The following is a 12,764-nucleotide window of genomic DNA, read 5'->3' on the forward strand; positions in this document are numbered from 1 at the left end:
TTAATCTGTCAGTTATCATAACAATTAATCCATTAATGCTTCCGATTACATGCTCTAAATTTTTATGAATTGATTGGGGATATTATTGTTATAGATGATCTGCCATCAAGCTACATATCAATTTAGTTTTATGTCATAATAATTATGAGCATTGCTATCACAATCACCAATTACCCATTTCCGATTCCCCCTTCCCGATTACCATGGTAAATAACTGACTTTAATGACAAGCTTGGGAAATGACCAAAAAACCAAAAATTATCGTCCTCGATGATGACCCGACTGGCTCCCAGACCGTTCACAGCTGCTTGTTGCTGATGCACTGGGATGTGGATACATTGCGGCTGGGACTAAGGGATAACTCCCCAATCTTTTTTATTCTTACTAATACCAGAGCTCTTAACCCAGAGCAAGCAGCAACTGTGACTCGGGAAGTTTGCCATAACCTCAAAATCGCCATAGACGCTGAAGGAATTAAAGATTTTATGGTAGTCAGTCGCTCTGACTCCACCTTGCGGGGGCATTATCCTGTCGAAATTGATGTAATCGCCCAGGAAGTCGGACCATTTGATGCCCATTTCTTAGTCCCCGCATTCTTTGAGGGCGGACGAGTCACTCTCGATAGTGTCCATTACCTAATCATTGATGGTATTAGAACCCCAGTGCATGAAACCGAGTTTGCCCGTGACTCGGTATTTGGATATCGCCATAGTTATTTACCCGATTATGTCCAAGAAAAGACCAAAGGTCAGATCAAGGCTGATGCAGTAGAGCGGTTTTTACTAGCAGATATTCGTAACGGTAACTTGGAGCGCCTTCTCAAACTTACCAATAACCAGTGTGGCGTTGTGGATGGGGAAACCCAAGGGGATTTAGATCAATTTGCGGCAGATGTCCTGAAGGCTGCTGCCCAAGGGAAACGCTTTCTGTTTCGTTCTGCTGCTAGTATTTTAACCTCCCTTGCTAGTCTTGGCCCCCAACCCGTGGCCGCTATGGATATGGCTCAGTATGTCCGAGAGGGGAAACCAGGAGTTGTGATTGTGGGTTCCCACGTTAAAAAGACTACCCAGCAGCTGGAGCAGCTATTGGGAGCATCTGGGATTGGGGGGATTGAGGTAAATGTAGCCAATTTACTGGATGAATCCGAACAGCAACGGGCAAAACTTTTGGCAAGTATTCTCGAGCGGGTTCAGGAAATTCACAGTGCTGGTAAAACACCGGTGGTTTATACCTCTCGCCAGGAATTGGTTTTTGAAGATGTGCAGAAACGGCTGGCGTTTGGAACAGTAGTTTCAGGCTTATTGATGGATATCGTGAGGGGATTACCTAAAGATATTGGGTTTTTAATCAGTAAAGGGGGTATTACCTCCAATGATGTCTTAAGTACTGGCTTGGCTTTGAGGTCAGCACGACTATTGGGTCAGATCCTTCCTGGATGCTCAATGGTACTAACCTCTGCTGACCATCCCCAGTTTCCTAATTTACCTGTAGTGCTATTTCCTGGCAATGTGGGAGATGTGAATGGCTTGGTGACGGTTTACCGTCGATTGAGTGCCGAGTAAGAATGTTTGACAGGATATCGGTTGTGGGAGTGGGGTGACAGAGCAATAGCACTATTTAAGTATCTTGCCCTTTTGCTCCTCACCACCATTAGCTACAATTCTCAACAGTTATGGAATTCCCCAAGCCAAAACCCCGTGTTTTTAAACCACCGGATGTAGGCTCGTAGCGCGCTTTTAGCCGTGGAAAAATATCTTGAGGAATTCCGGAATCATCGTCAAAGCCAATATCGTCAAAGCCAATGTAGACTTAAATATAGAGTACAGGCTGCAAAACCGTTGGCTCAACCGGGAGTCAGACCCGCAATTGATTGACCATAAAGTAGTAATGCTCGGAGGGTAGGGAAACTCCTCCTTAAAAACCCAACCGTCAATTAACAGTTGGCGTGTGAACCTAGAATAATCACCTTTGAGATAAAAACGGTGCGCTTTCCGTGATGGCGAACGCGCCCCGCGTGACCTACGGTCAAGGGATTGCTCGCCATCACGGGTCGCACCGCAAAGTACGGTGGGGCACACCGGAACTTGAGGAAAAGGAAGGGGGACTTTTAAGGCACTTCCAGGAAGTACTCCAACGCTTAAGGAGAACTGCCCTCTAGGTCTGTCGTGAATTAACTGGGAATTTGGTGTTTTCACGGATTTTTGGTGAAGCATTGTCCTATTTTTGGCGGCGTCAAAGATTGGAACTCGGCGGTTTACGGCGGCTCGTTGATCTAAGAATCCCCGCGTCTAATGACCGGGGAGTGTCAACCACCAGAACTTGCTGAAGAAGGTATGATCACGGAAGAATCTATCTTCGGTGCGCTAACCAATCTAGCTCCTTGTTGCATGACTTCTGATTCTGCCCAACCATCACCAGTTTCAACGGTTTCCGACGACCGCAACTCGGTAGTTAACTGCCAAGGGCAAGTTCGCTTAAAAAGTGAGGGGAAACGGCTGTTGTTGATCTTGCCACCAGCAACTAAAAACCCTAGTACTGCCAATTGGTCGGACCTATGGGAACAATTCAAGCATCGCCTCAATGCTGGAGAGCGCTTTTGGCAGCCTGAATCCAGTGTCCATCTGATGGCTGGGGATCAATTGCTGGATGGGATGAAGCTACAAGCGATCGCTGATGCCCTTGGGGCAGTCCAGTTAAGGCTAAAGCGAGTCTACACCACGCGCCGACAAACCGCTGTGGCTGCTGCAGCTGCTGGGTACTCAGTAGAACAAGAAACCCCTAAGTACTCTTTGAATCAAAAGATTGATCAACCTACTGAATTACTCGCAGAACCTCTGTACTTACAAATGACCGTGCGTTCTGGTATAGAGATTCGTCACCCTGGCACTATTGTTATAATAGGAGACTTGAACCCTGGTGGTGCATTGATTGCAGCTGGGGATATCTTCGTTTGGGGGCATCTACGAGGCATTGCCCACGCCGGTGCGAATGGTAATCGAAAATGTCGGATTATGGCATTAAAAATGGAACCCACCCAGTTACGGATTGCTGATGCTGTAGCTAGGGCACCGGAGACACCGCCGCTTCAGTACTATCCTGAAGTAGCTTACGTGACTTCCGTTGGAATTCGTATTGCTAGAGCTGCTGATGTTGCTAAAACCCACTTGTCGTTGAATTCATGAGTCGAATTATTGTTGTCACCTCTGGCAAAGGAGGGGTGGGTAAAACTACCATTACCGCCAATCTAGGTTTAGCCCTAGCTCGTTTGGGTCGTCGAGTTGCCTTAGTGGATGCAGATTTTGGTTTGAGAAACTTAGACCTGCTGTTGGGACTAGAAAATCGCGTAGTCTACACGGCTATTGAAGTCTTAACAGGTCAGTGCCGCTTAGACCAAGCTTTGGTCAAAGACAAACGGCAGGAAGGACTAGTCTTGTTACCCGCAGCCCAAAGCCGTAACAAAGAAGCCGTTAACCCCAACCAAATGAAAAAGTTGTTGGGGGTGTTAGCCAAGAATTACGAGTACATCTTGGTGGACTCTCCAGCAGGAATCGAAACCGGGTTTAAAAATGCGGTTACGGCAGCTACTGAAGCCCTAATTGTTGCTACACCAGAGATTACCTCAGTGCGGGATGCTGACCGAGTTATTGGCTTACTGGAAGCGGAAGGAATTAAAAATACCCGCCTAATTGTCAACCGCCTGAAAGCCACAATGGTAAAAGCGGATCAGATGATGTCAGTTCAAGACGTCCAAGAAATTCTTGCTATTCCCCTAATTGGTGTTATCCCCGAAGACGAACGGGTGATTGTCTCCAGTAATCAGGGTGAACCCTTGATTTTATCAGAAAAGAAAACTCTGCCTGGAATTGCCATTGAAAACATTGCTGCACGCTTAGAAGGTGCAAATATTTCCTTCCTCGACCTGATGGCAGAACACGATAACCTAATCAGCCGCTTACGCCGCCTGTTCCAATAAGGTTTTACATTGTGAATTGCCAACAACTAGTTTTGCCAAAGAGCCTCTTCCTTCTCCCCCTGTGTGATTATTCACTACTCCAAAAAGCCCCATGATTATCGAAATTCTAGAACAACTTTTTTCCTGGAGGAGTGCTCAAAGCAGCCGTGAGGAGGCTAAGCGCCGCCTCCAACTGGTAATTGCCCACGATCGCTCTGACCTGAGTCCTAAAATGGTGGAGTCGATGCGGCAAGACATCCTGGAGGTGGTCTCTCGCTACGTTGAGATTGATCCCGAAGGGTCAGAGTTTTCTTTAGAAAGCAACCAACGGGCAACAGCACTAATTGCTAATCTACCGATCCGACGAGTTAAGGAAAAACTACTAAAGGAAGAATACCAACGCTTCACTCAAGACGAAGAAGAGTAAGTCTCTAGTAGCTGAAGGGGTGACAAGCTACTTCAAAAGTAGGCCGGTTGTGGGGTAAACCGGTTTGGGGTGTCTAGCTAAATTGAGGCTATTACTTGGCTGAACAATTATCGGATCACCTTTGAAGGTGATTATGAACCAAGGGCTCCTTTTATGGTCACCCCTAAGGGATGGAAGCTAGAGTCGTGTTTATATTTAATTTGGGATCAACTTCCGATACGGTTGAACCCTAACAATGGTAATCTTGAGAGTGGCATTACTAAATGTTAAGACTGTTTTCCAAAATCTGTAACAATAGCTTGACTAAATAAGCGCAATATGGTAGGCACCGCAGAACAAACAAACACGGGCGCTATTGCCCAAATTATCGGTCCGGTTGTTGACGTAGAGTTTCCCAGCGGCAAAATGCCGCAGATTTACAATGCCTTGAGAATTGAAGGCAAAAATGAAGCTGGACAAGATGTTGCTGTGACCTGCGAAGTGCAGCAGCTTCTCGGGGATAACCAAGTGCGCTCTGTTGCCATGAGTGGTACAGACGGTCTGGTGCGGGGTATGGAAGTTATTGATACTGGTGCCCCCATTAGTGTACCCGTCGGTAAGGCTACCTTAGGACGGATTTTCAATGTCTTGGGTGAACCAGTAGATAACAGAGGACCGGCAGAATCTGAGGAGCGCTTCCCAATTCACCGCCCTGCTCCCAAGTTAACTGAGCTGGAAACCAAGCCCTCAGTATTCGAGACTGGTATTAAAGTAATCGACCTGCTGACTCCCTATCGACGTGGTGGTAAGATTGGTCTTTTTGGCGGCGCTGGAGTCGGCAAAACTGTGATCATGATGGAGTTGATCAACAACATCGCCACGAAACACGGTGGAGTATCAGTATTTGGCGGTGTAGGAGAGCGTACCCGTGAAGGGAACGACCTCTACAACGAAATGATGGAATCCAAGGTAATCAACCCGGATGATCTAAACGAGTCGAAAATTGCCCTAGTTTATGGTCAGATGAACGAACCCCCCGGTGCGAGAATGCGGGTGGGTCTGTCAGCTTTGACCATGGCTGAGTACTTCCGGGATGTGAACAAGCAGGACGTGTTGCTGTTTATCGATAACATCTTCCGATTTGTACAAGCCGGTTCGGAAGTGTCTGCTCTTTTGGGAAGAATGCCTTCTGCTGTAGGATATCAACCAACTTTGGGAACAGACGTAGGTGCTCTGCAAGAACGGATTACCTCCACTAACGAGGGTTCAATTACCTCCATTCAGGCAGTATATGTGCCAGCTGACGACTTGACCGACCCAGCTCCAGCAACTACATTTGCTCACTTAGATGGTACAACGGTGTTGTCCCGTGGCCTAGCATCTAAGGGAATTTACCCGGCTGTGGACCCCCTCGATTCTAATTCAACCATGCTGCAACCGAGCATTGTGGGAGAAGACCACTACGGAACAGCTCGTTCTGTGCAGGCAACTCTACAGCGTTACAAGGAACTCCAAGACATTATCGCGATTTTGGGCTTGGATGAATTGTCCGAGGATGACAGACTAACGGTGGCTCGCGCCCGCAAGATTGAGCGCTTCTTGTCTCAACCGTTTTTTGTAGCTGAGGTATTCACTGGTTCTCCTGGTCAGTATGTTAGCCTGGACGATACTATCAAAGGCTTCCAAATGATTCTGAAGGGGGAATTGGATGACCTTCCTGAGCAAGCCTTCTACATGGTGGGCAGTATTGATCAAGCGATCGCTAAAGCTGAAAAACTAAAGAGTTAAGTCAGGTTTAATGCTAATAAGGTTATCAAGGTTGAAGGTTATCAAGGTTGAAGGTTATCAAGGTTGAAGGTTATCAAGGTTGAAGGTTATCAAGGTTGTTCGCGTAGCGTGGCCTTTTGGCCAAGGTTGTTCGCGTAGCGTGGCCTTTTGGCCAAGGTTATCAAGGTTGTTCGCGTAGCGTGGCCTTTTGGCCAAGGTTATCAAGGTTGTTCGCGTAGCGTGGCCTTTTGGCCAAGGTTATCAAGGTTGTTCGCGTAGCGTGGCCTTTTGGCCAAGGTTTGGTATTTAAACAGCAACCCTAGTAACCAGTAACCAGTAACCAGTAACCAGTAACCAGTAACCAGTAACCAGTAACCAGTAACCAGTAACCAGTAACCTTCAACCTGTTAACCAGTTAACCTGTAACCTTCAACCTGTTAACCTGTAACCTGTAACTTTCAACCTGCTAAACTGCCAACGTTCAACCTAACAATTCATTCTGCTGATGGCTTTAACTGTTCGTATTATTGCTCCCGACAAAACCGTCTGGGATGACCAAGCACAGGAAATAATTTTACCCAGCACTACCGGTCAGCTAGGCATATTGAGTGATCATGCTCCTCTGTTATCAGCGCTGGATACTGGTGTGATGCGAATTCGTTCAGAAAAAGAGTGGATACCAATTGCTCTTATGGGTGGATTTGTGGAAGTTGAAAATAATGAAGTGACGATTCTTGTCAATGGTGCTGAGTCCGGAGATGAAATTGACAAGGATGCTGCAGGTGTTGAGTTCAACGAAGCACAAGCTCGTCTAGAAGAACTTCAAAGCGCCGAGAATACCCAAGAAAAAATCCAGGCAACTCAAGCCTATAAGAAAGCCCGTGCTCGCTTTCAAGCTGCTGGTGGCATGGTGTAGTAACGCAACGATAAATTCCAACCCCGTAAACGAAGTAAGCAAGGGATATAAACCCTATAAGCTCCGCGCTCTCCACACCCCCCGAAACAGGGGGGTAGGGGAACGTCGGTAGTTGGTCAGGGTCAGTCTGTTACTTGGATTAAGGTAATTAGATTAAGGTAATTGGATTAAGGACGTTGTTCAACTAAGGAATCATCTCAACTAAGGTCAGATGATTGGTCAGTTACCAATTCCCAATTCCCAATTCCCAATTACCCTCAATCATTAGATTAATCAGCAAGGCTGGATTAAGCACTACCAGTAAAAGCGACTTCCGGGAACTTAGCCTGGGCCTCAGACATAGGTCTACGCCTACCTTCCTCTTGCCAGTAGTTAATAACTTCAGTGGCTTTGTTGAGGATTTCAATGCGATCAGCTTCAGTAATCCAGTGTTTGGCTTCCATCTCATCCTTGAGCTGTTGCCAAGCATCGTTCCGGGGCCAGAAAAAGTAACAAGTTAATGGGCTCGTGCCTTTGCCGACAATTTGATCAACTGCCAGGGCTACATTCTCATCTAGCCAGAGAACTTTTAATAGAAATTTTGACAATCAGGCCTCCCTCAGATATCCCAGGTTATCTTTGAACCTCCCCATCCGTCGCAGGCATGGGGATTCCCAGGCACAACCTAATAGATTGTTCTCGACCTGGGCGTAACTTTCCCTCGCACCGAGGGTAGCCGGGTAGGGTCAATACCCAGTTTTTTTTGAGACCCTTATTTCTTATATTAACACCACGCTTAGTGGGAAAATTCATCCCCAACCTAAGAGGATCGGGTATTCTTTTCCCTCTCAAACTCTTTCCTTGTATAACTATAATCTATAGTACAATTGATGATTTTAGCGCAAGAAGACTGTTCGTGATCAAGATTCAGGGGTAGGTTTGTAGTTAAATAGTTGGTATTATTGGTGTTTATCAGCAATATTGGCTCAACTGGCTTAAGAGTGAATAATGTCTAGTTCTGAAAGATTCATTCCTAACTGGAATGCCATGGTGGTGTTCGACATTGACGGCGTGGTGCGTGACGTTGGTGGTTCTTACCGTAGAGCGATCGCAGATACGGTAGACCATTACACTGGTGGTGCCTATCGACCCACGATGGTAGAGATTGACCAACTCAAATCAGAAGGGCTATGGAATAACGACTGGGATGCATCGCGAGAATTAGTTTATCGATACTTTGAGGCTCAAGGGAAAACGCGTTCGCGTAGCGGCTCTTCCAGAGCATCGCGTAGCGGCTCTTCCAGAGCATCCCATGTTTCTCTCGACTATGAAGCCCTTGTTGATTTTTTCAATTCTCGCTACCGAGGAACAGATCCCAACCATTGGACTGGGTACATTTGTGATGAACCGTTACTATTACAACCCAGTTATTTAGAGAGTTTGACAACAGCAGGGATTCCTTGGGGGTTTTTCAGTGGGGCAACACGACAGGAAGCGAACTATGCCTTAGAAGGACGACTCGGTCTCCAACGGCCTGTCCTAATTGCGATGGAGGATGCTCCTGGTAAGCCTGACCCGACAGGACTGTTTGCCGCAGTTCTACAGCTAGAACAGAAGCACCAAGTTAAGGTGAAATTGCCAGTTATCTACGTTGGTGACACAGTTGCTGACATGTACACTGTTGAAAAAGCCAGAGACTCTCATCCAGAACGAGTTTGGGTTGGGGTAGGTATTTTACCCCCTCATGTGCAGGAGATACCAGAACACCGGGAGGCTTATGGAGAGAGGCTAAAAGCTGCTGGTGCAACAGTTGTTTTTGATAATGTTGAGCAGCTGACTCCTGAACAGATTCAGAAAATAGTACATCAAGGTTAATAGTTGTTAATAGTTGAAGGTTGAACGGGAGCGCGTGGCCGAAAGGCCAAGGTTGAACGGGAGCGCGTGGCCGAAAGGCCAAGGTTGAGAGTTCTTGAGCTTAAAAGTCAAAGTCAATAGTCAATCTTCCAAAAATTCACAGGTTGACGAAAACAAAAGCGAGGTCTTGGGGTTACCCCCAAGACCTCGCTCCATTAAAAGCGGGAAGCTCTTGACCTTGCCATTGGCATATCCGTTTCTCTGTGGTTAGTCGGACTTGACCCTTTACCGTTTCAACAGCTCATCCTTTAGAGCCAGTAAATGTTACCCCAGAGATAAAGTAACGATTGAAGAAGGCGTAAATCCCCAAAGCCGGTATAGTAAAGACCATTGAGGCTGCCATAATGTAGTTCCAATAACTAATGTATTGCCCCTTAAAGGTATTTAAACCTAAGGGAAGCGTAAACATTCCTGGGTCAGAGGTAATCATTAGGGGCATTAAGAAATTATTCCAAGACCCCATAAAAATAAAGATCGCTTGTGCTGCCAAAGCTGGCTTGGCTAAAGGCAGGACAACCTGCCAAAAAGTTTCCCAGCGACTTAATCCATCCAAGGCAGCAGCTTCTTCAAGTTCCTTAGGAAAATTGATAAAGAACTGCCGCATCATAAAAATAAAGGTGGCATTCACTGCACTCGGTACAATCAATCCTTGGTAGGTATTGAGCCATCCCAAAGACTTTAAGATTAAATAACCAGGAATTAGGGTGACTTGTCCAGGAATCATCAAAACTGCCAAGATTATTCCCAACAATAATGAATTACCTGGAAACTTAACTCTGGCTAAGGCATAACCTGCCATTGAGTTAAATATAATATTCAAGCCTGTTACACAAACACCAACCAAGACACTGTTTAAAAACCAGCGCCCAAACAAAGGGGATTCAATGAAAATATTGCGGTAGTTATCGAAGGTAAAATCATGAGGTATAAAATTCAACCCGCCAGCGATAATTTCCTCAAGGGGTTTAAAGGAAGCTGATAAAGCCCAAGCAAAAGGCAAAAACGTAATAATGGCATAGAGGATAAGAATGCCATAAAATATCCCTCTGATCCAACGAAAATTATTCACTCTTCTTTGATCTCCTAATTCGCTTTTTCTTCTCTAAAGAAGCCGCGTTGAATCAGTGTTGTCACTAGAATTACACCAGCTAACATTAAGGCCAGTGCAGCGGCGTAACCCATATCCAGACTTCTAAACGCATACTGGTAGATCAGAAGCACAACCGTCAGGGTTGAGTTGTTTGGACCACCGGTGCCACCCGAGAAGATGTAAGACTGGTCGAATAACTGAAACGTGCCAATGATACCCATAACCATAACGAAAAATGTAACTGGTTTGAGTAAAGGCACGGTAATATTTATGAACTGATCGAACTCATTGGCACCATCAAGTTTTGCCGCTTCATAAACGGACCTAGGTATATCTTGCAGCGCTGCCAGGTAAATCACCATGAAAAACGGTGCTGTAGACCAAATATTCATTATCATAATGGATTTGAGAGCCACACTTGGGTCTCCTAGCCAGTTATAGGTCGGTAAACCAAAGAAGTCTAGTAATCCATTAAGTAGACCATTAGAATTATAAATCCAGATAAATATCAGGGTTAAAACCGCTGATGAAGTGACAGTCGGGAGAAAGAAAATAATCCTGAACCATTTTTTTCCTTGAATTTCTTTATTGAGGACTAGAGCTAAAATCAGAGCCAGGATTGTTTGACAAGGAACAACAATAATGACATACTCAATTGTATTTTTTAGAGCAATCCAAACTCGCTCATCCTCAAAGGTACGGAGGAAATTTTTTAACTCAACAAATCTGTAACTCAGCCCTCCTAAAATCTCAACCTTATGGAAGGAAAGGAAGATTGCATAGATAATTGGTGCAATCAAAAAGGTTCCTAAAACTAGAATAGTAGGAGCCATGAAGAGGTAGCCAGATATAGCTTCCCTAACTTTGGCTTTCTGCCAAAATCTCTTCAATATGACATCCCTCGATTTGACGTTTTGGTCAACTCCAAGTTTAGCTTTAGCTAGTGACATTTGTTAGTAGTTACTCGCTTTAATTTCTTTGTTAGCAGTTTGTTGTGCTTTTTTCATGGCTGACTTCAAGGATTGCTCACCCAGTAAAGCACTAAGAAACTGATTGTCGAAATGGGTCATAAATATTGGCAATTTTTCATCCTCTTGCCAAATCGTGGCGTAGTCAGCACCAGCAATAAAGGGGGTGTAAAGAGGATTTTGTTCATAGCCAAGTTCTGATATGACTGATTTCCGAGCCGGGATTGCCAATCCTCCGTTCGCCCAAGCTTTCATTCCTTCCTTGCCAGTCAAATAAGAAATCAGTTCCCAGGCAGCCTCTTTATTTTTGGCTTGCTTATTCATGACATAAGCAACGGTATAAACCATACTTCCTTTGTGGTTACCAATACTGGGAACTTCCGCAGTGGCAAACTCAATCTTGGGAAATGTCTGTTGTAGGTAAGGAATCGCATAGCTACCTTCGATAACCATTGCTGCCTTCCCTTGGCCAAACATTTCGCTCCCAGAACTAGCTCCAACGTCTGAGGCTAGGGCAGCAGAGTGGTTTTGTCGATACATATCCATCAAAGGTGTTAGACCTGATAGACTTTGCCGAGTCGCGAAGACAGCCTCGCCTTTTTGGTCAACTAACTCACCGCCAAAGGCTTTGATCATGAAGTAGTGGCGAGAGAGTTCTGGCGTCATGCCCAACCCATATCGGTCAACCCTGCCATTGTGAGTTGTATCCCTGGTCAATTTTTTGGCATAGTCCTCTAACTCTTCCCAGGTTTGGGGAGGGTTGCTTATACTGAGTTGATCGAAATATTTTTTATTGTAGAAAAGGGCAAGGGTTGTAAAATCCTTAGGCAATCCGTAGGTTTTGCCATCGGATTGGAAGGCTTCCGAGAGATGGGGAGCAAAGTCATCTAAATCTAGGTCCTCGGTGATGTAATCATCAAGAGGCTCCAAGACTCCATGACTCATGAGTAAGGGAGCATCTAGGGCGTCTACATAGAAGACATCAGGAGCAGCATCACCAATCAACCGAGTCTTAATGACATCCATATATTGGTCAGTGATGACTTCAAACTTGACTTTTATGCCAGGATGTGATTCTTCAAACTCCCTCAGTACCTGCTCAAGGAGCTGTTTTTCCTCCGGGCTGCTCTGCCACCCGCTCAGGGTAACAGTGGAAATGTCACTGGCGATACTGCGGCTACAGCCGGTTAGGAACAGAATTAGAGATAGTAAAATTAGACATCTCGAAAGGATTTGCTTCATGATAAGTAAGGACGGCAAGGGCACCTCCCCTGGAAAACTTATTTCCCGTCTGAGGAGGTGGCTATGTACCTAGAAATAATTAGTAAATACAGATGAAGATATGGTTCTTGAGATAACTCGACATCCAAGATGGCTTTCTACAGCTTATTTCTTAAGGTGTCCAAGATGGCTTTCTACAGCTTATTTCTTAAGGTGTCCTTATTTCTTAAGGTGTAAAGCTGTTACTAGCCATATTTATTGGGGTAAAGCTAGCTGTTAGTAGCCAACTTTATTAGTATTGCTTATCTTTATTATACCACCACTTATCTTTAGCTTTAATTATGATTAACCATGATCCCCATCGTGGCTACACCCTTGACTGACTCAACTACGTAAGCCGGAGATCAAGACTATGAAGGCGATCCCGCCTTTTTTTTTTCGGTAGCCAGGCAGTGGTACCTCTTGGCTAGCTCTGTCAGATGAAAGATTTCCGTGAATATACTTAATTGTATTTTTGTTGCAATATTTTAATTTTTTTGAGATATTATGTA

Annotated in this window: 13 protein-coding genes; 8 read left to right on the top strand and 5 right to left on the bottom strand. The window is 45.3% G+C overall.

The window, feature by feature from the left end; all coding sequences use genetic code 11:
* Positions 1–239: 239 nt before the first annotated feature.
* The 6 genes from F6J90_RS29380 to atpD all read left to right on the top strand — a co-directional run bounded on the left by F6J90_RS29380 (position 240) and on the right by atpD (position 6,146).
* Positions 240–1,562 carry a four-carbon acid sugar kinase family protein gene (locus tag F6J90_RS29380; RefSeq protein ID WP_293101880.1) on the top strand — a complete coding sequence of 441 codons (1,323 nt, stop codon included), beginning with the start codon at positions 240–242 and terminating at the stop codon, positions 1,560–1,562.
* Between the two features lie 193 nt (positions 1,563–1,755).
* Complete coding sequence (locus F6J90_RS29385; protein ID WP_293101883.1) at positions 1,756–1,902, top strand: hypothetical protein; 147 nt, start codon at positions 1,756–1,758, stop codon at positions 1,900–1,902.
* A 389-nt stretch (positions 1,903–2,291) separates the two neighbouring features.
* Positions 2,292–3,182: a septum site-determining protein MinC gene (gene minC / locus F6J90_RS29390; RefSeq protein WP_366513908.1), complete on the top strand. Its 891-nt coding sequence runs from the start codon at positions 2,292–2,294 to the stop codon at positions 3,180–3,182.
* Positions 3,179–3,973 carry a septum site-determining protein MinD gene (gene minD, locus F6J90_RS29395; protein WP_293101886.1) on the top strand — a complete coding sequence of 265 codons (795 nt, stop codon included), beginning with the start codon at positions 3,179–3,181 and terminating at the stop codon, positions 3,971–3,973. The genes minC and minD overlap by 4 nt, the downstream gene beginning before the upstream one ends.
* A gap of 91 nt (positions 3,974–4,064) precedes the next feature.
* Entirely contained in the window at positions 4,065–4,379 is a 315-nt protein-coding gene (minE, locus tag F6J90_RS29400; protein ID WP_293101889.1) for a cell division topological specificity factor MinE, read from the top strand.
* Between the two features lie 318 nt (positions 4,380–4,697).
* On the top strand, positions 4,698–6,146 hold the full coding sequence (gene atpD, locus F6J90_RS29405) for a F0F1 ATP synthase subunit beta (RefSeq protein WP_293023246.1): 1,449 nt from the start codon (positions 4,698–4,700) through the stop codon (positions 6,144–6,146).
* Between the two features lie 57 nt (positions 6,147–6,203).
* Here atpD and F6J90_RS29410 read toward each other — a convergent pair whose 3' ends face one another.
* Complete coding sequence (locus tag F6J90_RS29410) at positions 6,204–6,341, bottom strand: hypothetical protein (RefSeq protein WP_293101892.1); 138 nt, start codon at positions 6,339–6,341, stop codon at positions 6,204–6,206.
* Between the two features lie 289 nt (positions 6,342–6,630).
* On the opposite strand from F6J90_RS29410, the gene atpC reads away from it, so the two are divergent.
* The gene (atpC, locus tag F6J90_RS29415; RefSeq protein WP_293101895.1) at positions 6,631–7,041 is read left to right on the top strand and encodes an ATP synthase F1 subunit epsilon; all 411 of its coding nucleotides are present in this window, start codon (positions 6,631–6,633) and stop codon (positions 7,039–7,041) included.
* A gap of 287 nt (positions 7,042–7,328) precedes the next feature.
* On the opposite strand, the gene F6J90_RS29420 is transcribed toward atpC, so the two are convergent.
* Entirely contained in the window at positions 7,329–7,628 is a 300-nt protein-coding gene (locus F6J90_RS29420; RefSeq protein WP_071103880.1) for a 30S ribosomal protein PSRP-3, read from the bottom strand.
* Between the two features lie 400 nt (positions 7,629–8,028).
* Here F6J90_RS29420 and F6J90_RS29425 point away from each other — a divergent pair, with 400 nt between their 5' ends.
* Positions 8,029–8,895, top strand: a complete 867-nt coding sequence (locus F6J90_RS29425; protein ID WP_293101898.1) for a TIGR01548 family HAD-type hydrolase — start codon at positions 8,029–8,031, stop codon at positions 8,893–8,895.
* Positions 8,896–9,175: 280 nt separating this feature from the next.
* On the opposite strand, the gene F6J90_RS29430 is transcribed toward F6J90_RS29425, so the two are convergent.
* From F6J90_RS29430 to F6J90_RS29440, 3 genes are all read right to left on the bottom strand, one after another.
* On the bottom strand, positions 9,176–10,003 hold the full coding sequence (locus tag F6J90_RS29430; RefSeq protein ID WP_293023236.1) for a carbohydrate ABC transporter permease: 828 nt from the start codon (positions 10,001–10,003) through the stop codon (positions 9,176–9,178).
* Between the two features lie 14 nt (positions 10,004–10,017).
* Positions 10,018–10,914 carry a sugar ABC transporter permease gene (locus tag F6J90_RS29435; RefSeq protein ID WP_293101901.1) on the bottom strand — a complete coding sequence of 299 codons (897 nt, stop codon included), beginning with the start codon at positions 10,912–10,914 and terminating at the stop codon, positions 10,018–10,020.
* A 63-nt stretch (positions 10,915–10,977) separates the two neighbouring features.
* Positions 10,978–12,234, bottom strand: a complete 1,257-nt coding sequence (locus F6J90_RS29440; RefSeq protein WP_293101903.1) for an ABC transporter substrate-binding protein — start codon at positions 12,232–12,234, stop codon at positions 10,978–10,980.
* Between the last annotated feature and the right edge of the window lie 530 nt (positions 12,235–12,764).

This window comes from Moorena sp. SIOASIH (assembly GCF_010671925.1).
In the GTDB taxonomy this organism is placed as follows: domain Bacteria; phylum Cyanobacteriota; class Cyanobacteriia; order Cyanobacteriales; family Coleofasciculaceae; genus Moorena.